We start from the raw sequence: 18307 nt of genomic DNA on the forward strand, positions 1-18307 counted from the left end.
GGGAGAGGTCAGGGGTGGGGGCGGCCGCGCACACGGGCTGAATGGCTAAGTCGACGCCGCCTTCGGTCCGTTCCCGGCGATCATCTCATCGGGAATATCGTCGAACGACGAATAGTTCATATTGTAGAGCTTGGCGTAGAGCCCGTTCAGGTCCATCAGCTCGTCGTGGTTGCCGGTCTCGATCAGCTCGCCATTCTGCAGCACGATGATGCGGTCCGCACCGCGAATAGTGGCCAGCCGGTGGGCGATCACCATGCCGGTGCGCCCTTCGAGCAGGATCAGCAGCGCCTTCTGGATTTGCCGCTCGGTATAGCTGTCGATATTGGCCGTGGCCTCGTCCAGCACCAGGATTTTGGCGTCGGCAACCAGTGCGCGGGCGAAGCTCAACAATTGGCGCTGCCCCAACGAAAGGTTGGAGCCGCGTTGTTCCAGAATGCTGTCATAGCCGCCGGGCAGGCGGGAGATGAACTCGTGCGCCCCCACCGCCTTGGCGGCAGAAATCACGTCGTCCAGCGTCGCCGAAGCCTTATTGTAGCGGATATTATCGAACACGCTGCCTGTGAACAGGAAGGGCTCCTGCAACACCATGGCCACCTGCTCGCCCAGCGATTCCTGGGTGATGTCGCGCACATCGTGCCCGCCCACCAGCACAGCGCCGGACTGCACTTCGTAAAAGCGATGCACTAGCGACATGGCCGAAGTCTTGCCCGAGCCCGTCGGGCCGACCAGGGCGACCGTCTCGCCCGGCTTCACCTTGAAGCTGACATGCTTGAGCACCGGGCGGTCTTCGCTATAGCCGAACACCACGTCCTTGAATTCGACCGAGCCGTCCATGTCGCGCGTCAGCACTATGGCGTCAGGTTTGTCGTTGATGGAGGTGGGAATATCGAGCACTTCGGTGATGCGGCGGCCCGAAGTCATAGCGCGCTGCATGATCGAATACTGCATTGTAAGGGAACGAATAGGATCAAAAAAGCGCTGGATATAGAACAGGAACGTCACGATGACGCCGATTTCCAGCCCGCCATTGAGCACCAGCGAGCCGCCCACCACCACGACGATAGCCATGGCGACGCCGGTCAGGCTATCGACGATCGGCACCATGACCTGTGCAAAGCGCGAGCCGGTGAGCTGGGTCAAAAGGTTGGTATAGGCCTTGTCGTCATAGAGGTCGAAATTGACCTTCTGGCGATCCAGGTTCTGCACCGTCCGCACGCCATTGATGCCTTCGGCCATGGCGCCATTGGTGATCGAATTGGTTTCGTGCGCCGCCCAGAACGCGCGCTTAGCCGGCGGCAGCCAGAAAATGCGCACGATGAACAGGATCGGCATGGTGCTGAGCGTCAGCAGGCCCAGCCGGAAATCCAGCGTCAGCAACACCACCACGATGCCGACGAGCAGCACCATGTCGCCCACCGAGATCACCGAGGTCTCGAGGAATTCCTGCATGGAGTTGACGTCGCCCTGCAGCCGGCTCATCAGGCGGCCAACTTCGGTCTTGTCCATGAAGCTCAGCGAGACGCGCTGGAGCTGCGCGAACATGGCGCGGCGCATGTCGAACAACACGTTTTCCGCAACTGCGCCAACCTGGGTTTCCTGCACATAGGAGGCCGCGAAATTGACCAGCACCGCCACCGCGAAGGCGCCGACTGCCCAGAGCAGATTGGTGGAATTGCCGCCCTGCGTCATACCGCCGTCGATGGCGCGGCCGATGATCAGCGGGATCGCCAATTGCGTGGCGGTGAACACCAGCACGGAAATGACCGAGAGAAAGATCTTGAGCTGATAGGGCCGAACGAAAGCCCAGATGCGGCGCACCGTCTTGGGGTCATAGGCCTTGCCGAAGACTTCTTCTTCGATGCGATGCGAGCCGACACTGGCACGCGGCGGGCGCTGGCCGGGAAAGCTGGCGGTTTCGCGCTCGTCTTCTTCGATGACGCTCATTGTGCCGCGCTCCCGATTTCGAGGTCTTCGGTGGGACGCGTCTGCAGGTCATAAAGCGCGCGGTAGCGGCCGCCCTTGGCCAGCAATTCCTCATGGCTGCCACGCTCGACGATCTTGCCGCCATCGAGGAACAGGATGGTGTCGGCATGCATCAGCGAACTGAGGCGATGTGAGATGATCAACGTTACCCGATTGCTAGCATAACGGCGCATGGCGCTGCGAATGCGATGCTCGGTGCCAGCGTCGATTGCGGCGGTGGAATCGTCAAACACCATGATAGCCGGCTTGAGCACCAGCGAGCGCGCGATGGACAGGCGTTGGCGCTGGCCACCCGAAAGCGAGACGCCGCGCTCGCCCACCACGGTGTCGTAGTCCGCCGGCAAGCCCATGATGTAATTGTGCAATTGCGCGCTCTCGGCCGCCTTTTCGATCTTGGTTTCCTTGGACCACGGATCCCCGTAGGCGATGTTGTTCTCAATGGTGGTGGTGAACAGGAACGAGTCCTGTTGCACCACGGCGACCGAGCGGCGCAGCGATTGCAGCGACACCGCGCTAACATCCTGACCATCAATGGTAATTTTGCCGCCACTGACATCGTAGAACCGTGGAATCAGATGCGCGAGCGTCGACTTGCCGCTGCCCGGCGCACCCACGATACCGATCGTCTGGCCTGCCTTGGCCTCGAAGCTGACGCCGTCGAGCGTCGGATGATTGGCGCCCGGATAGGTGAAGTGCACGTCATCGAACTTGAGCGTTCCCTTGGTGACCTTGAGGTCAGGCACGCCCGGCGCGTCCGCGATGGCCAACGGCTCATCCAGGAAGGCAAACAGGCGGTCGCCACAGATCGAGGCGCGGGCGTAGGAATTGACCATCAGGCCGAGCTGGCGCACCGGCATCTGCAATATGGTCATGAAGGTCAGGAACGAGGCGAGCGTGCCCACGCTCATGTCGCCGGCAATCACCTTGTTGCCGCCGAACCACAGCACTAAGCCCATGGCCGCAAAGAAAGAAAAGGTCATGGCCGAGGTGTTGCGCACGCGAATATTGACGCGGTCATGCGACAACTCCAGCGCCTCCTTGGAGGCCCGGTCGAACTTGGCCAGTTCGAATTTCTGCGCCGAGAAGGCCCGGACCACACGAATGCCGCCGAGGTTTTCCTCCATGACGCGGGTCATGGCCGACAGCTTGTCCTGTAGGGTCACCCAAGTCGCTCGCAGCGTGAGCTGGGCGACCGAGGAGCGCCAGGCGACGAAGGGCACGAAACTCAGCGCCAGCAGCCCCAGCAACCAATCGGTCGAGAGCAACATGAACGCGCCGACGCCGATCAGGACGGTGAGCAATACCGTGCGCACGAGGCCGGTGGAAAAGAACATGCGCACGCCGTCGAGGTCGAGCAGGCCCACGGTGATCAGGTCGCCGGTGTGGACCTTGTCATGGTAGGAATAGGACAGGCGCTGCACCTTGTCATAGAAGGCCAGCCGCAATTCGTAGCCGACCTGATGGCCGACGGCTTCCGAATAATAGTTCTGCGCCAGCGTGAAGAACCCGCGCGCCACCGACACGCCGAGCAGGATCAGCGCGCTCCAGAGCAGCGCCTGCTGCGCGCCTTCGGCGCCAGTGCTCAAAATGCCCTGGGCCTGGTCGACCGCGTGCCCCAACAGGCGCGGGATCATCAATTGCAGCACCGAGGCAATAATGGTCGCCCCGATCGCGATGGCGGCTTGCCACGGATGTCGCAGGGAATAGATGGTGATGCGAGTCAGCGGCTTTTGGCCTTTGCCCACATGGGCATCGGCAACATGGGCTCGGGAGTCGCCGCGCAAATACGCACGGCCAACCTTTTCGGTGGTCACGGGAAATCCAGACTTCAACAATTGGGGCGCCCGGGCGAGGGGAGGCAGGGAAACCGGCCCCTGTTCGGGCAAATCGTGTATGGACGTATACAAAGCCCATTTTTTAGGCTGTTCAAGACCTAATTGAGGCTAACGGCACTCGATTATCGATATTTTGTGACAGCACAAACTACTGTGCCGATGGTGCAACAGGATAAATTAGTGCCGAACACTGCCGGGTGGTTTCATCGAGCTTGGATTGCTCGGCGGCGGTGACCATTCCGGTATAGACGGCGTTCCACAAATCGTTGTCGGCGACGCCCTTGAGACCGCATTGGCAATAGGTGACGCAAAGCTGCGCCGAGGTGCCGCCCGCTTCGCAGGTGGAGTGGCAGGAAGCCAGGAACTGGCTTTCCCGCGCCGCCACTTCGGGATGCAATATCCCCGCCAGCGGAAACAGAATGCCGAGCAGGATCGGCTGATGCACCAGATAAATGATCAGGCTCCAACGGCCCATTTTGGACAGCACGCGCGCCAGCCGGTTGTCCGGCTGGATGGCGGCCAACCGTTCGGCGGCGCCAGAGCCCAGCACCAGCCGCGCACCGATCACCCCGAGCAGCACGATGCCGAGCCAGGGGAACACCGAAACCAGGTCATTGGTCGGTGGCGCCTTGACCCAGAAGCCGATCCAGGAGGTTTGCTTGAGGTCGAAAAACGGATCGGAATAGATTGCCGGCAGCAGGATGACCACGGCGGCGACCGCCACCACCAGCGCCAGCGGCGCACGAAGGAAGGGCAGCGCCAAAAGGCTGGTCAGCGCAATGGCGTGCAACACGCCGAAATAGACGAAGCTATCGGGGAAGGCGAAATAGGTGGCGACCGTAATGATGAGCGCCGCCCCCGCTACCATGGCCTCGCGCCGCCAAAAGGCCGGCCAGCGAATACCGCGCCCATGGCCCAGCACGAGGCCAATACCCACCAGCAGCAGGAAGGCCGTCAGCACCAGCCGGCCGAAGATCACCCAGCCCAGCCCATAGCCCACATCGGCGTCGATGAAGCGGAAATAGGCCAGGTCCCAGCAGAAATGGTAGATCGCCATGGCGACGATGGCGACGCCGCGCGCGATATCGAGCACGGCGAAGCGCGGGCGGGGGGCGGAAAGCTCAGTCATGGGCAGGCGGAACCTTCCGGCGTCTCGATAGGACCGCACCATGCCGCGCGTCGCCCCGCCAATCAATCGTCAAAGTCGGCGCGGCGAATTGACACGACGCCGAACGGGCAAGCGAAGGAGGTCGGCGCTCGCCCGCTCGGCATCGCGATCGCCGATATGTTGGCAGTCATATCGGCAATGAGGTTGTCGGTATTGCCGCGCTGCACGGAGATAGGTCCGCCGGTGCCGGCCCACGTGGCAAGGTCCACCGTCGTATGGCGGCTGGCAACCGGTTGTCCGCTTCCGGACAAGCCCATCAGTGGAGATCTCTCCATGCCCGCCATCACTAGATTATGCTTAATGGTTTGTTACCACTGTGGTTTCTCTAGCAGCCAAGCAGTCGAACGGATAATGAAACGCGATCTTTACGTTAACGCTGCCGAATTTGGCGCAGATTTACATAGGACGATACTTACGGACGTCTACGCACCAGGACAGTCCTGCCGGGGGGCGTCCGTGGATCAGATGAGATGAGTTGGCGGAGGAGCTAAGCGGTGTGCCGGTCCAGCACGGCCAGGAACGCATCGCCATAGCGCTCCAGCTTGGCCTGCCCAATACCAGGCAGGGCCAGCAGGTCGTGCAATTGGCGCGGCCGGGCCAGCGCCATGGCCCGCAAGGTGGCGTCCTGGAACACCACATAGGGCGGCACGCCCTGTTCCTTGGCGATGCGCAGGCGTTCGGCGCGCAGGGCGTTGAACACCGTCATGGCGGGTTCCGCCAATTGCACCGCGCCAGCCAGTTGGCGGCGCACATCGGCCGCCTTTTTCGGCTGGTCCTTGCGCAGCGTCACCTTGCGCTCGTGCTTGAATACGGCGCGGGCGCCCTCGCCCAAGGTCAGCGCGCCATGCGCGGCGTGATCAACCACGACCAGGCTATTGGCGGTCAACTGCCGCAGCACCGATTGCCAGGTCTTGGCATCAATGTCCTTGCCGGCGCCGAACACGGCCTGATTCTGGTGCCCAAAGCGCTCGACCTTTTCGGTGGGTTTGCCCACCAGAACGTCGATGATATGGGCCGCGCCGAAGCGCTGCCCGGTGCGATAGATCGCCGCCAATGCCTTGATGGCCGCCTCGGTGCCATCCCACGATTCCACGGGAGATCGACACGTATCGCAATTGTTGCACGGCGCCTCATAGGTCTCGCCGAAATGCGCCAGGATCGCCTTGCGGCGGCAATCGGCGGTTTCGCAGACGCCAAGCAGCGCATTGAGCTTGGTGTGCTCGACGCGCTTGACCTCGTCAGGCGCATTGCCCTCGTCGATCATGCGGCGGCGCTGCACCACGTCGGCCATGCCATAGCTCATCCAGGCATCTGCCGGCTGGCCATCGCGGCCGGCGCGGCCGGTTTCCTGATAATAGGCCTCGATGGAGGCCGGCAGGTCCATATGGGCGACATACCGCACGTCCGGCTTGTCGATGCCCATGCCGAAGGCCACCGTCGCTACCATGCAGATATTGTCTTCGCGTAGGAACGTGTCCTGGTTGGCATTGCGCCGCTCGGCGCTGAGCCCGGCGTGATAGGGCAAAGCCGGAATGCCCTTGCCCGACAACCATTCGGCGGTGTCTTCGACCTTGGCGCGCGACAGGCAATAGACGATGCCCGAACTGCCCTTGTGTGCGGCGAGGAAGCTCAGCAATTGGTCGCGCGCCTTGTCCCGCTCGACGATCGAATAGGCGATATTTGGACGATCGAAGCTGGTGGTGAAAACCTTTGCGGTTTCCAGCCCCAGCCGTTCGATAATATCCTCACGCGTCGTAGGATCGGCCGTTGCGGTCAGCGCGATACGCGGAACGCCGGGGAACAACTCGGTGAGTTTGCTCAGCTCGCGATATTCCGGCCGGAAATCGTGACCCCACTGGCTCACGCAATGGGCTTCGTCGATGGCGAAGAGCGCAATATCGATGCCCGACAGCATATTGGCAAAGCCCGGCGTCGCCACCCGCTCGGGGGCCACATAGAGCAGATCAAGCTCGCCATTGCGCAGTTGCCGGCGCACATCGGCGGATTCTTCGGGACTTAGCGAGGAATTGAGCGCCGCCGCCGGCACGCCGGCCTGACGCAGCGCCTCGACTTGGTCGCGCATCAGAGCGATCAGCGGCGAAATGACGATACCCACGCCGGGACGGCAGATCGCCGGTATCTGGAAGCAAGCGGACTTGCCCGCGCCGGTAGGAAACAGCACCACCGCGTCGCCGCCGTCGGTGACGTGGCGGACCACCTTTTCCTGCTGGCCGCGAAAGCTCTGATGGCCGAAAATGTCGCGCAGCACGGCCAGCGGGTCGCGAGGCCTGCCCGCGTTTCCCGTGCCGAACATGTCGTATGTCGAATCCAGCGCGTTCACCCCGCTCTTGAATCATAGAGGCGGGGTGAACCGCAAGGCGGTCACGGGCGCGAGTGTGGATAATCGCGGTTTATCCGCCCTCTAGCGTGAGGCGTGGCTCTCGGCGTTGCGCTTGCGCGTCGCTGCGCCCTTCTTGGCGGATGCCGAGCGTTCAGCGGCCGAACGGCTCGCGGCGGCCTCGCCGCCTTTTTCGCCACCCTTGTGAGCGGCCGGATGGCCAGTGTCCTTGCCACGGCCGGCGCCGGATTTCTTGCCGCCGCCATCGTCCTTGTTGACGGTGGCCCAGGCGCGGCGCTCGGCTTCCTTCTCGGAGACGCCGCGATCCTCATAGCCCTCGGCTATGTGGTCGGCCTTGCGCTCCTGCTTGTCCGTATAGGCAGATTTGTCCCCTCTGGGCATGTCATCCTCCTGAACATTGGTGAGGCGGCGATGCGGGCGGGATAAGGGCTCGGCTACCGTTTCGTTAGTCAGGTGGGAAACCGGAAAAACCCTCCTGTTCCCTCTGCCGCCATGTCCGGTTGACGCGCATCGCTGCCTCGATCACCACAACCGCGAAGGCCAAAAATTGTTCCCCATAGTCCGGTGGCGCACCAAAGTCAGGCGGCGGGGATCGGTTTGCTCAGAAACGGCGAGCCGCGCAGCACGTAGCGCCACGGCGTGTCGACACCCTTGGTGAGACCGATGCGCGGACCGGTGGCGATATCGGCCACGGCGGATGCCGGCAGCAGCGTGAAGGGCGCTTCGTCGAGTGCCATGGCATTCTGCGCGATCGTTATCCCCAATGCCTGGCAGAGCTTGCCGGGGCCGGAACAAAGCTGGCGCGCCGCCAGCCCACCGCGTCGTTCCGCCATCGCGTCGAGACCATGGGTCGGTTGCAGTGCCCGGATCAGTACGGCGCTGCCAGGCCGGCAGACGAAGTTGAGGCACCAGTGAATGCCGTAGATCTTGTAGACATAGGCGTGGCCGGCCGGGCCAAACATGGCCGCGTTGCGCGGCGTCGGGCCGTTGAAGGTGTGGGAGGCCGGATCGGAGGGATCGTAGGCCTCGGTTTCGACGATAACGCCGCCCACGCCATCGACCAAAAGCGTGGTGCCGATGAGGTCGCGCGCCACCTCCAGCATGGGGCGGTCGAAGAAGGAGCGATCGAGGGGGACGATTTCGTGCGACATGCTTCGCTTTTGCGCAGCCAAAGGCGCGGCGTCAAGCTAGCATGAACTCCGGGCCGGCTGGCGCGTTGTGCCCGCTCCAAGGAGACTGCAATGACCAGGATTACCTATGATATCGTCGAGCACGATGGTGGCTTCGCCTACAAGGTGGGCGACGTGTTCTCCGAAACCTTCCCCACCCACAAGGCCGCACACGAGGCCGCTGCCCAGGCCGCGCAGCGCCAGCAGGTTTCCGGCACCTCGACGGGCATCGAATACGAAACCCGCGACGGCGTCTGGCACCAGGAAGTCGCCGAGGGCGAAGACCGCCCCGAAGCCGTGGTGGAAGATAATCTCAAAGACTAGACCGAGCGCCAAACCGCGACCGACAGGGCGGCCAGTGCCGCGCTGTCGGGCACGCTCGCTGCCCCGGTGAAGGCATCCTGCCACTGGGTCGACGCCAGGGCTTCCGGCAATTTCAGCTCACCTTCCGGCGCAATCCACGGATGCAACGCCACTGCCGCGAGCAGCGATTGTCCTTCGCGCCGCCGCAGAAACGCGACGATATGATCGCCCGCCGCAACCGGCTCATACGAGCCCTGGGCGAACAGCTCGGGATCATCGCTCCGCAGGCGCAGCAGCCTCTCGATCACCTGCAATTTCACTGACCCATCACGCCAATTGGCGATATCGAGCGGCGCATCGGCATTGTCGAGCATCTGCCAGCGCGCGACGAAATCGACCGGTCGGCGATTGTCCGGGTCGACCATGCTCTGCTCCCAAAGTTCGGCGCCCTGATAGATATCGGGCACACCGGGAGCGGTGAGCTTGAGTACCACCTGAGCCAACCCAATGCGCGCACCCTGCTCACCAATGCCGGCCGCGAAAAGGCGGAAGGCGGCGAGAAAGCCGTTGTCCGGCGTATCGGCCAGTGCCGCATCCATCAGCCCGGTCAGCGCCGTCTCATAACTCTCGTTCGGTTTTGTCCAACTGGAATTGACCCGCGCTTCGCGCACCGATTTCTGCATCGCCGCCTGGAGCCGCTGGCGGAACTGGTCGAGCGCGGCCGGCGGCAGCTCGCCGGTTTCCGGAAATTCCGTCGGCCAGGCGCCAACCAGCATCTGGAAGAAATACCAGAGTTCATTGCGGGTGATGCCCTCGGCCGCCGGGCCGAGCAAGGCCGTCCATTCATCCACGGCGGCTTTCCAAGCGTCAGTGTTGCCGGACAGCGTCAAAATGCGAGCGCGCGTATCCTCTCCGCGCTTGGTATCGTGGCTCGACGTGGTCAGCATGGCATGGGGAAACTGTGCCAGCCGCGTCGCGTTGAAATCGTGAAACGCCGCGACGCCGATATTGAGCCGATCCGGCCGCTCGCCGACATCGTTCAAGGCAATCATACGGTTATCGCGATAGAGCGCCGTGTCCTCGAGCCCCTTGGCCATTACCGGCCCGGTAAACTGCTGCAGCCGCAGCACGAACTCCAAACCGTCCTGCTCGGCCGGGTCGGCAATCAGATCGGCCAGAAAATCGAACACTGCAGGGTCCAGCGTCGGGGCGTCGCGCCGCGCTTCAAGCAACGCCACGCCGACATTGCGCCGATCGATTTCGCTGCTGCCGTCACCGTCGACGTAGCTGCGATAGACCGGCATATGGGCAACCAGCACCCTGATCGCATTGCGCAAACCGTTGCGGGTGAGATCGCTGGTGGCGTTCTTTCCCTCCGCAATCGCGCGCGCCAAGGTCGCAATTCGGTCGAGCTCGGCACCCATTTCGGTGTCGATGATGGTCAGCTTCGCCTCAAGCTCGATCTCGGTAAAAGCCCGACGCTCATCAGTGAGGTCTTCATAGGCCCGGCTCAGCCCGACCTCGCCAGCAGGATCACTGCCCAGCGTAGTCAAATGAGCAGAAAACTCGTACCCCGTCGTGCCATCGACACCCCAATCGGCCCGCAACTGCTCATGTGGCGCCAGGATTTTCTCAACCACCAGATAGATCGGCCGCGGTGACTTCTCGCGCAGTTTCGTGACGTAGGCCTTGGGATCACGCAGCCCGTCGATGTGATCGATGCGCAGCCCATCGACCAGCCCCTCATCGATCAACTGGAAGATCAGCGCATGGGTGTGGTCGAACACGTCAGCTTCTTCGATACGAATGCCGGCCAGTTCGTTGACGATGAAAAAGCGCCGATAATTGATATCGTCGACCGCTACCGAATAGCGCGCCACCCGCCAATGCTGCTGCTTGACCAATTGGTCGAGGCGGACCTTGTCCGCGTTGATGGCATCGACTTCAACGGAAGCAGGATAGGTCTTGGGATCGAGCGGCAGCAGGTTGGCGTCATCGACCCAGATGGCAAAGCTATTGGTATCTGCCGAGAATTTCAGCACGAGGCGCCCCTGCTCCAGCGCCTCGCCATAGGAGCAACCCAGCACCGGCACGAGGACCTTCCCGCTCAGGCTGGTATCGGCAGGGGTCCAGTCGATATCGAACCAATGCGCGTAGCGGCTGCCCTGCCCCAGCTTCAGCACATCGAGCCAATAAGCATTCTCAGTGCCGCCAATCCCCATATGGTTGGGCACGAAATCGAGGATAATCCCCATTTCGCGCTCACGCGCTACCGTCGCGAGCCGCCGAAAATCGTCCAGCGTGCCGAGTTCGGGATTGATCTCGCGATGCTCCACCGTGTCATAGCCGTGCGTGCTGCCGGCACGCGCCCGCAGGATCGGCGACAGGTACAGGTGGCTGATGCCGAGCCGGCCGAGGTAGGGCACCAGCGCCAGCGCCTCGGCAAAGCCGAAATCCTTGTTCAACTGCAGCCGGTAGGTGGCGCGCGGAACGGCGGCGGGCGTGATCATGGATGCACTTTCGCAAGCGGTGGGTCGCAGCCGCAACGGCCCGCAGACCGTAAGGTTGCGGCCCTGCTCTGCGGACAGGTGCGCCAGCGCATTTCTGCAATTGCGCGGCGTCACGCCCAAGGCCACTATCGCCTTCAAAGAGGCACCGGAGAGCGTCGCGTCATGAAAGTCATAGTCCTTGGCGGCGGCGTTATCGGGGTCACCTCGGCCTACTATCTGGCCAAGGCCGGGCACGAGGTTGAAGTCATCGAACGCCAGCCAGGGGTCGCGCTGGAAACCAGCTTCGCCAATGCGGGGGAAGTCTCACCCGGCTATGCGTCGCCCTGGGCTGCGCCGGGCATTCCGCGCAAGGCGGTCAAATGGCTTTTGATGAAGCATCCGCCGCTGATCGTCAAAGCGGTCGCCGACCCCTACATGGTGCGCTGGATGGTCCAAGTGCTGACCAATTGCACCGCCGGACGCTACGCAATCAACAAGGCGCGCATGGTGCGGGTCGCCGAATATTCGCGCGACGTGCTCAAGGTGCTGCGCGCCGATACCGGCATCACCTATGACGAGCGCATGCAGGGCACGCTGCAACTGTTCCGCACCCAGCATCAGGTGGACGACGCCCACAAGGACATCGAAGTGCTGGCTCAATACGGCGTGGCCTATGAGGTGCTCGACAAGGCCGGCTGCATCGCTGCCGAACCAGGCCTTGGCGCCTCCGACGCCCCGATTGCCGGCGGCCTGCGCCTGCCCGGCGACGAAACCGGCGATTGCCATATCTTCACCACCAAGCTGGCCGCGATGGCAGCCGAATTGGGCGTGGTGTTCCGCTACGGCGTGACCATCAACGGGTTGGATGTGCAGGGCGGCGCAGTCACGGGCGTGCAGACCAGCGCCGGCCGCATCACCGGCGATCGCTACATCATGGCGATGGGCAGCTTTTCGCCCAGGCTTGGACGCACGATCGGGATCGATCTGCCGATCTACCCGGTCAAGGGCTACTCCATCACCGCGCCGATCGTGGACGCGGCCACTGCACCTGTCTCGACGGTTCTAGACGAGAGCTACAAGATCGCCATTACCCGCCTGGGCGACCGTATCCGCGTCGGCGGCATGGCGGAACTGTCGGGCTATAATTCCGACCTATCGCCACATCGCAAGGAAACCCTGGCCTTCGTCGTCAACCAGCTATTCCCCGGCGCCGGCGATACCGCGAAGGCGACATTCTGGACCGGCATGCGGCCGATGACGCCCGACAGTACGCCGATCATCGGGGTCAGCAAGTTGCCCAATCTCTACATCAACAGCGGCCATGGCACGCTGGGCTGGACCATGGCCTGCGGCTCGGCGCGGGTGATGACCGACATGATCTCGGGCACCAAGCCGGATATCGATATCAGCGATCTGGGACCGGGCCGCTATTGATCTGGGCCAGTGCAAGCAGGAGCGATCACCCGACCCAGTATTCATTGCCCAAGCGGCCAGCGTCCTCTTTGTCGCGCGTCACCATGACCCGCGTCACCTTGCCGATGGCGCCGGGCTGAACTGTGGTCTAGCCTGCAGAGGGCGATCTTGATTGGCCAAGCAACTGGAGGGACACCATGTTTTTGGGCCTTGATGCTGAAACCCTGGCGCGTATCCAGTTCGCTTTCACCATCTCCTTCCACTTCATCTTCCCCTCCTTCTCGATCGGGCTGGCGAGCTTCCTGGCCATGCTGGAAGCGCTGTGGCTGATCAAGAAGGACGACGCGTATCTGCGCCTGTTCGACTACTGGAAAACCATCTTCGCCATCGTCTTCGGCATGGGCGTGGTGACCGGCATCGTCATGAGCTACCAGTTCGGCACCAATTGGGCGGTGTTTTCGGACCGGGCCGGGCCCGTGATCGGTCCGCTCATGGGCTATGAAGTGCTGACCGCGTTTTTCCTTGAAGCCGGCTTCCTCGGCATCATGCTGTTCGGGCGCAAAAGGGTCGGGGTCGGGCTGCATTTTTTTGCCACCTGCATGGTTGCCATCGGCACGCTGATTTCGGCAACCTGGATCATTGCCGCCAATAGCTGGATGCAGACCCCGCAGGGCTACAGCATCAACGATGTCGGCCAGTTTATCCCCGTCGACTGGTGGGCGATCATCTTCAATCCGTCTTTCCCCTATCGGCTGGTGCACACTGTGCTGGCGTCGTTCCTGACCACGGCCTTCGCGGTCGGCGCGGTGGGTGCGTGGCACCTGCTCAAGAACAAGAACAACCATCCGGCGCGGATCATCTTTTCCATGGCGATGTGGATGGCGGCCCTCGTGACGCCGGTCCAGATTTTCGTCGGCGACCAGCACGGGCTCAATACGCTGGAGCATCAGCCGGCCAAGATCGCCGCCATGGAGGGCCATTACGAGACCCGCAAGGGCGCGCCGCTGATCCTGTTCGGCATTCCGGACGACGCGGCGGAGGAGACTCGTTTCGCCATCGAAATTCCCAAACTTGGCTCACTGCTGCTGACCCATGAGCTGGACGGCGAGGTCAAGGGCCTCAAGAACTGGGCGCCCGAAGACCGGCCCAAGGCGCTGATCCCGTTCTTCACCTTCCGCATCATGGTGGGGCTGGGCGTGCTGATGCTGCTGGTGGGCGCCTGGTCGATCCTGGCGCGCATTCGCGGCAAGCTTTACGACTGGAAATGGCTGCATCGCGCGGCCTGGGTGATGGGCCCCTCAGGGTTCGTCGCCGTACTGGCCGGCTGGTACACGACCGAGGTCGGGCGGCAGCCGTACACCATCTACGGGCTGATGCGCACATCTGAGAGCCTGTCGCCGGTTTCGGCGCCGGCCGTGGGCACCTCCTTGATCGCCTTTATCGTGGTCTACTTCGTCGTCTTCGGCGCGGGCGTGCTTTACCTGCTGCAATTGATGCGCCGGCCGCTGGTGAGTGACGAACACGAGCTGAACAAGGGTCCGGTCAAGGCCGCGGGCATCAATCCGGGACCGGCACAAGACGCGCCGATAGGAGCTGCAAATGATCCTTGATCTCCCCTTCATCTGGGCGGCGCTGATCGCCTTCGTGGTGCTGACCTACGTGATCCTGGACGGGTTCGACCTCGGCGTCGGCATCCTGTTCCCGCTGTTTCCCGCCCGGCATGATCGCGACGTCATGACCAATTCGGTCGCCCCGGTGTGGGACGGCAACGAGACCTGGCTGGTGCTGGGTGGTGGCGGCCTTATGGCGGTGTTCCCGCTGGCCTATGCGATCATCTTCCCGGCGCTGTATATGCCCATTATGCTGATGCTGCTGGGCCTGGTGTTCCGCGGTGTCGCCTTCGAATTCCGCTGGCGTTCGGGCCGTTGGATCCACCTGTGGGACTGGGGCTTTTCCATCGGCTCGATGGTGGCGGGGTTTACCCAGGGCATCGCGCTGGGCGCCCTGGTGCAGGGCATCAAGGTCGAAGGCCGCGCCTATGCGGGCGGCTGGTGGGACTGGCTGACCTCGTTCAGCGTGTTGACTGGCGTGGCCGTGGTCATCGGCTATGCGCTGCTGGGTGCCACCTGGCTCAACCTCAAGACCAGCGGCCAATTGCAGGCTCACGCCCGCCGGATCGCCCTGGTGACGGCCGCGATCACCGTCGGCCTGATCGGCGTGGTGAGCATTTGGACCTCCACTCTCAACCCGGTCTATTTCGAGCGCTGGTTCGGCTTTCCGACGGCCTTCTTCTCCTCGATCGTGCCCCTGCTGCTGGCGGTGTGCAGCTTCGGGCTCTGGCATGGCCTGACGCATGACAAGCATCTACAGCCGTTCCTGGCGGCGCTGGGCCTGTTCGTGCTGAGCTTTGCCGGCATCGGCATCAGCTTTTACCCCTTCATCATTCCGGGGGCGCTGACCTTCGAGGCCGCCGCGGCGCCGGACAGTTCGCTGCAATTCCTGCTGGTGGGCGCCGTCGTGCTGGTGCCGATCATTCTGATCTACACCGGCTACGCCTATTGGGTGTTCCGTGGCAAAATCGACCCGCAGGAGGGCTATCACTGATGACGACGCAAGCACTCGGATCGCGGCTGTTGTGGTTCGTGGGCCTCTGGGTCGGTGGGGTCGCGACCGTTGCGATTATCGGCCTCGCGATCAAGCTGATGCTCGGCCACTAGAATAGAGCGCCGGTGACAAGCACCGGCGCGCCAATGTGTCAGTTGATGCGTCGGGCCACGATGGTGACCGGACGCGCATTGCCGGCCGTCGGCGTATAGGTGCAGCGCAGGGCGCCGATCGCCGGCAGGTCGGGAACGATGATCCGCGCCAGGATGCCGGCAAACAGCCCGGTGCCACGGCAAGACATGCGGTCGGCGCTCCAGGCGACGCCATTGCCACAGGACGAGCGGCGCAGGTTGATGCTGACATCGCGACCCTGGGCCGACCAGTTGAGGCGGCCATTGCACTCGACGCCACGCCCGGTGACCGTATAGGTGCCGCGCTGCTCGAGGCAGAACACCATGCGATAGGGGCCATAGAGCCGCTCGGTAACGCGGTAGCAGCCGGACAGCAGCGCACCGCCCGGAACATCGGGCACGATCACCCTGGTGTCGGCACTTTGCGCCATCACCGGCGGGGCGAGGCCGCCGACGGTGAGACCAAGGGCAATCAAGGCGAGTTGGAGAAGCTTCATCAGACGCATGGCAGACCTCCCTGTGCACGACGCTGGGCGACAGCCGCCCGTGTTCCGTCAAGCCGGAGAATAGTTTAGCAGCGCCGCGACCTTGTCGCCACCCCGCCTAAACCGCCGACGGTTCCGCATCGGGAGGCGGCAGCGGCTCGGATGGATAGCGGATATCGGCGATGCGGACCCCGAGATAGACAATGCCGATACTCACGACCGCGCCTATCAGCACGACGCCGAGCGACAGCCAGGGCCGGTAGAACAGCCAGACAAACGCAATGGTCAGCGCGCCGAGCCCCAGCCCGAGCGCGGTAGCGAAAATGGCCGTGCCGAACCGCACCATGGCGCCGAACCCCGAGCTCAGACTGGCGATGGCGGCAAGCGGCCCGCCGAGCAGCATGAAACCGGCCATCAGCCCGATGATTGCCAGGGGCCGAATGGTCCAGACGAGGATGTTGGGATTGGCCAATATCGGCGCACTCCCCAGCGCCAGTGCCCGTTCTGCTTGCAGCAAGCCGATTTCGTTCCAGGACAGCAGCGCCACCATGCCGACGATCAGCGCAAGGCCGACCACGACGCCGATCAAGGATCGCAAGATGCCGCCAAGCCAGGAGTCGATCTTGGAGGAGATGCGGCGGCTCACGGACGGTCCTCCCAGCTTGATGCGATCAGCGCCGCAAGGCGCGTTTCAGCTCGGCGACAATCTCGGCGCTGGTCTCCCTGCCGGTCGGATCGGCAAAACCCAGCCGTACCGCCGCAGCATCTGCGGCGCGAGCCGGGCCGGAACAGGAGGCATGAACCTGGGTTAGCGGCAGTCGGTCCAGCAGCGCACCGACATTGGTCGGACGCACGCCCGAGCCGGCCATGATGGAGATCCGGCCTGCAGCGCGCTCGATCATCGCTGCAATGGTGTCCATGCCCTCGACGGCATGACGCGCTCCGCCCGAGGTCAAAATCCTCTCAAAACCCAGATCGGCGGCGAGGTCCACGGCCAGGTCAAAGTCGGGAACGAGATCGATGGCGCGATGCAAAGTGGTGCCGAGGCCAGCGGCATGCGTGATGAGCTCTCGCAGTGCAGTCTCGTCCAACGCCCCGCCCGGCCTGCTGGCCCCGAGCACCACACCCGCAAGTCCGGCCTCGCGGATGATATCAATCTCGGCACGCATGACATCGACATCGGCCTGCCCGAAGATGAAATCGCCGGGCCTCGGCCGCACCATGGCGTAGACGGGGATCGGTGCCAGCGCCGCCTGCCGGATCAACCCGGGTGATGGGGTGAGGCCGCCAAGCTCCAATGCAGAGCACAGCTCGATCCGGTCCGCTCCACCCACGATAGCCGCCGCCAGTCCCTCGGCACTGTCGACGCAGATTTCCAGCAGGATGTCAGTCATGATGTGCCCCCAGGCCCAGGATAGCCGCGCCGATCAGGCCGGGTTCGACCTTACATTGCCCCACGACCAGCAGCGGCTCATCGGTGCGGCGCAGGATGCGCTGGCGCACCGTGCGATCCAGCAGTTCGATCAGCGCCGGGGCGTTGGCGAGACCACCGCCAACCGGCACGATAGAGGCGCCAACGACATTGATCACCAGCGCCAGCGGCGAGGCCACGAGATCGACCCACACATCGACAGTCCGCGCCGCCGCCACATCCCCAGTCTGCCAGGCCGCGATGATATCGGTACTGCTAGCAGCTATGCCGTGGATATGCTGATGCAGCCGCTCGATGCCGCGCGCTGCGCCGATGGTATCGACGCAGCCGACCTGACCACAGCCGCAGGGGAACCGCGGAACGGCAATGGGCGGCGTGCCGGCGCTGGTTGCCGTCGCCGGCCCATGGCCCCATTCGCCTGCAAAACCGCCCGCGCCGTTGACGATCTTTCCGTCCACCACCAGACCGCCGCCCACGCCAGTGCCCAGGATTACCCCGAAGACGATGGCATGGCCGCGCCCTGCCCCCGCGCCAGCCTCAGCTAGCGCAAAGCAGTCGGCATCATTGGCAACGAGAACGGGCTTGCCCAGTTGCGCCGATAGGTCGGCGGCCAGCGCCCGCCCATCAATGCAGGGAATATTGGCCACCTTGATGCGGCCATCGCGCGGATCGACCACGCCGGTGATCGAGATCGACACGGCCCTGGCGTCCGGCGCCTGCGCCACCACTGCGGCGATGGCGGCGTCAAAGGCGGCCCGATCATCGAGTGGCGTGACGATGCGCTCGAGCGGCGTGATGGCGTCCGGGCTAGTGGCGATGGCGCCCTTGATAGCCGAGCCGCCAATATCGATGCAGATGATCATGCTGGCCTATAGTTTCCGAGGATAGTGCTGGCGAAACAAGCGCGTAGACGATTGCCGATTCGAACAGACATGA

The 18307-nt window shown here is 63.3% G+C and carries 16 protein-coding genes; 4 read left to right on the plus strand and 12 right to left on the minus strand.

Annotated features, from left to right (window positions below):
* Nucleotides 1-45 precede the first annotated feature (45 nt).
* From JWR51_RS20440 to JWR51_RS20470, 7 genes are all read right to left on the minus strand, one after another.
* A complete protein-coding gene (locus tag JWR51_RS20440; RefSeq protein ID WP_299751984.1) occupies nucleotides 46-1944 on the minus strand; it encodes an ABC transporter ATP-binding protein in 1899 nt (632 codons plus the stop codon).
* Nucleotides 1941-3767, minus strand: a complete 1827-nt coding sequence (locus JWR51_RS20445; RefSeq protein WP_299752319.1) for an ABC transporter ATP-binding protein — start codon at nucleotides 3765-3767, stop codon at nucleotides 1941-1943. Before JWR51_RS20445 ends, JWR51_RS20440 begins: the two co-directional genes overlap by 4 nt.
* A gap of 199 nt (nucleotides 3768-3966) precedes the next feature.
* Nucleotides 3967-4947, minus strand: a complete 981-nt coding sequence (locus JWR51_RS20450; RefSeq protein ID WP_299751986.1) for a heparan-alpha-glucosaminide N-acetyltransferase — start codon at nucleotides 4945-4947, stop codon at nucleotides 3967-3969.
* A gap of 62 nt (nucleotides 4948-5009) precedes the next feature.
* A complete protein-coding gene (locus JWR51_RS20455) occupies nucleotides 5010-5243 on the minus strand; it encodes a hypothetical protein (protein ID WP_299751989.1) in 234 nt (77 codons plus the stop codon).
* A gap of 230 nt (nucleotides 5244-5473) precedes the next feature.
* Nucleotides 5474-7300 (minus strand): DNA helicase RecQ, encoded by a 1827-nt coding sequence (gene recQ, locus JWR51_RS20460; protein WP_299752322.1) that lies wholly within the window; start codon nucleotides 7298-7300, stop codon nucleotides 5474-5476.
* Nucleotides 7301-7408: 108 nt separating this feature from the next.
* The gene (locus JWR51_RS20465; RefSeq protein WP_299751991.1) at nucleotides 7409-7726 is read right to left on the minus strand and encodes a plasmid stabilization protein; all 318 of its coding nucleotides are present in this window, start codon (nucleotides 7724-7726) and stop codon (nucleotides 7409-7411) included.
* Between the two features lie 197 nt (nucleotides 7727-7923).
* Nucleotides 7924-8496: a DNA-3-methyladenine glycosylase gene (locus JWR51_RS20470; protein ID WP_299751994.1), complete on the minus strand. Its 573-nt coding sequence runs from the start codon at nucleotides 8494-8496 to the stop codon at nucleotides 7924-7926.
* A gap of 90 nt (nucleotides 8497-8586) precedes the next feature.
* Here JWR51_RS20470 and JWR51_RS20475 point away from each other — a divergent pair, with 90 nt between their 5' ends.
* Nucleotides 8587-8838, plus strand: coding sequence for a hypothetical protein (locus tag JWR51_RS20475; RefSeq protein WP_299751997.1), 252 nt, complete (start codon nucleotides 8587-8589; stop codon nucleotides 8836-8838).
* On the opposite strand, the gene treY is transcribed toward JWR51_RS20475, so the two are convergent.
* A complete protein-coding gene (gene treY / locus JWR51_RS20480) occupies nucleotides 8835-11327 on the minus strand; it encodes a malto-oligosyltrehalose synthase (protein ID WP_299752000.1) in 2493 nt (830 codons plus the stop codon). The two genes, JWR51_RS20475 and treY, sit on opposite strands and share 4 nt — an antisense overlap.
* Nucleotides 11328-11405: 78 nt before the next feature.
* On the opposite strand from treY, the gene JWR51_RS20485 reads away from it, so the two are divergent.
* The 3 genes from JWR51_RS20485 to cydB all read left to right on the plus strand — a co-directional run bounded on the left by JWR51_RS20485 (nucleotide 11406) and on the right by cydB (nucleotide 15323).
* The gene (locus JWR51_RS20485; protein WP_366525634.1) at nucleotides 11406-12740 is read left to right on the plus strand and encodes a D-amino acid dehydrogenase; all 1335 of its coding nucleotides are present in this window, start codon (nucleotides 11406-11408) and stop codon (nucleotides 12738-12740) included.
* 176 nt (nucleotides 12741-12916) lie between these two features.
* Complete coding sequence (locus tag JWR51_RS20490; RefSeq protein WP_299752005.1) at nucleotides 12917-14329, plus strand: cytochrome ubiquinol oxidase subunit I; 1413 nt, start codon at nucleotides 12917-12919, stop codon at nucleotides 14327-14329.
* Nucleotides 14319-15323: a cytochrome d ubiquinol oxidase subunit II gene (cydB, locus tag JWR51_RS20495; RefSeq protein ID WP_299752008.1), complete on the plus strand. Its 1005-nt coding sequence runs from the start codon at nucleotides 14319-14321 to the stop codon at nucleotides 15321-15323. Before JWR51_RS20490 ends, cydB begins: the two co-directional genes overlap by 11 nt.
* Nucleotides 15324-15474: 151 nt before the next feature.
* Here the strand turns inward: cydB and JWR51_RS20500 are convergent, their stop codons facing one another.
* The 4 genes from JWR51_RS20500 to JWR51_RS20515 all read right to left on the minus strand — a co-directional run bounded on the left by JWR51_RS20500 (nucleotide 15475) and on the right by JWR51_RS20515 (nucleotide 18234).
* Nucleotides 15475-15960 carry a hypothetical protein gene (locus JWR51_RS20500; protein WP_299752011.1) on the minus strand — a complete coding sequence of 162 codons (486 nt, stop codon included), beginning with the start codon at nucleotides 15958-15960 and terminating at the stop codon, nucleotides 15475-15477.
* Between the two features lie 97 nt (nucleotides 15961-16057).
* Complete coding sequence (locus JWR51_RS20505) at nucleotides 16058-16585, minus strand: TMEM43 family protein (RefSeq protein ID WP_299752013.1); 528 nt, start codon at nucleotides 16583-16585, stop codon at nucleotides 16058-16060.
* A 25-nt stretch (nucleotides 16586-16610) separates the two neighbouring features.
* Entirely contained in the window at nucleotides 16611-17333 is a 723-nt protein-coding gene (locus tag JWR51_RS20510; protein ID WP_299752016.1) for a copper homeostasis protein CutC, read from the minus strand.
* Nucleotides 17326-18234, minus strand: coding sequence for an ROK family protein (locus tag JWR51_RS20515; protein WP_299752019.1), 909 nt, complete (start codon nucleotides 18232-18234; stop codon nucleotides 17326-17328). Before JWR51_RS20515 ends, JWR51_RS20510 begins: the two co-directional genes overlap by 8 nt.
* Nucleotides 18235-18307 lie beyond the last annotated feature (73 nt).

Source organism: Devosia sp., assembly GCF_028290625.1.
In the GTDB taxonomy this organism is placed as follows: domain Bacteria; phylum Pseudomonadota; class Alphaproteobacteria; order Rhizobiales; family Devosiaceae; genus Devosia.

What these genes read in the sequence shown, in the direction of transcription:
- treY (WP_299752000.1), bottom strand. Translation starts at nt 11,327, where the DNA reads ATGATCACGCCCGCCGCCGTTCCGCGCGCCACCTACCGGCTGCAGTTG.
- JWR51_RS20515 (WP_299752019.1), bottom strand. Translation starts at nt 18,234, where the DNA reads ATGATCATCTGCATCGATATTGGCGGCTCGGCTATCAAGGGCGCCATC.
- JWR51_RS20440 (WP_299751984.1), bottom strand. Translation starts at nt 1,944, where the DNA reads ATGAGCGTCATCGAAGAAGACGAGCGCGAAACCGCCAGCTTTCCCGGC.
- JWR51_RS20490 (WP_299752005.1), top strand. Translation starts at nt 12,917, where the DNA reads ATGTTTTTGGGCCTTGATGCTGAAACCCTGGCGCGTATCCAGTTCGCT.
- JWR51_RS20500 (WP_299752011.1), bottom strand. Translation starts at nt 15,960, where the DNA reads ATGCGTCTGATGAAGCTTCTCCAACTCGCCTTGATTGCCCTTGGTCTC.
- JWR51_RS20510 (WP_299752016.1), bottom strand. Translation starts at nt 17,333, where the DNA reads ATGACTGACATCCTGCTGGAAATCTGCGTCGACAGTGCCGAGGGACTG.
- JWR51_RS20465 (WP_299751991.1), bottom strand. Translation starts at nt 7,726, where the DNA reads ATGCCCAGAGGGGACAAATCTGCCTATACGGACAAGCAGGAGCGCAAG.
- JWR51_RS20470 (WP_299751994.1), bottom strand. Translation starts at nt 8,496, where the DNA reads ATGTCGCACGAAATCGTCCCCCTCGATCGCTCCTTCTTCGACCGCCCC.
- JWR51_RS20455 (WP_299751989.1), bottom strand. Translation starts at nt 5,243, where the DNA reads ATGGGCTTGTCCGGAAGCGGACAACCGGTTGCCAGCCGCCATACGACG.
- recQ (WP_299752322.1), bottom strand. Translation starts at nt 7,300, where the DNA reads ATGTTCGGCACGGGAAACGCGGGCAGGCCTCGCGACCCGCTGGCCGTG.
- cydB (WP_299752008.1), top strand. Translation starts at nt 14,319, where the DNA reads ATGATCCTTGATCTCCCCTTCATCTGGGCGGCGCTGATCGCCTTCGTG.
- JWR51_RS20450 (WP_299751986.1), bottom strand. Translation starts at nt 4,947, where the DNA reads ATGACTGAGCTTTCCGCCCCCCGCCCGCGCTTCGCCGTGCTCGATATC.
- JWR51_RS20475 (WP_299751997.1), top strand. Translation starts at nt 8,587, where the DNA reads ATGACCAGGATTACCTATGATATCGTCGAGCACGATGGTGGCTTCGCC.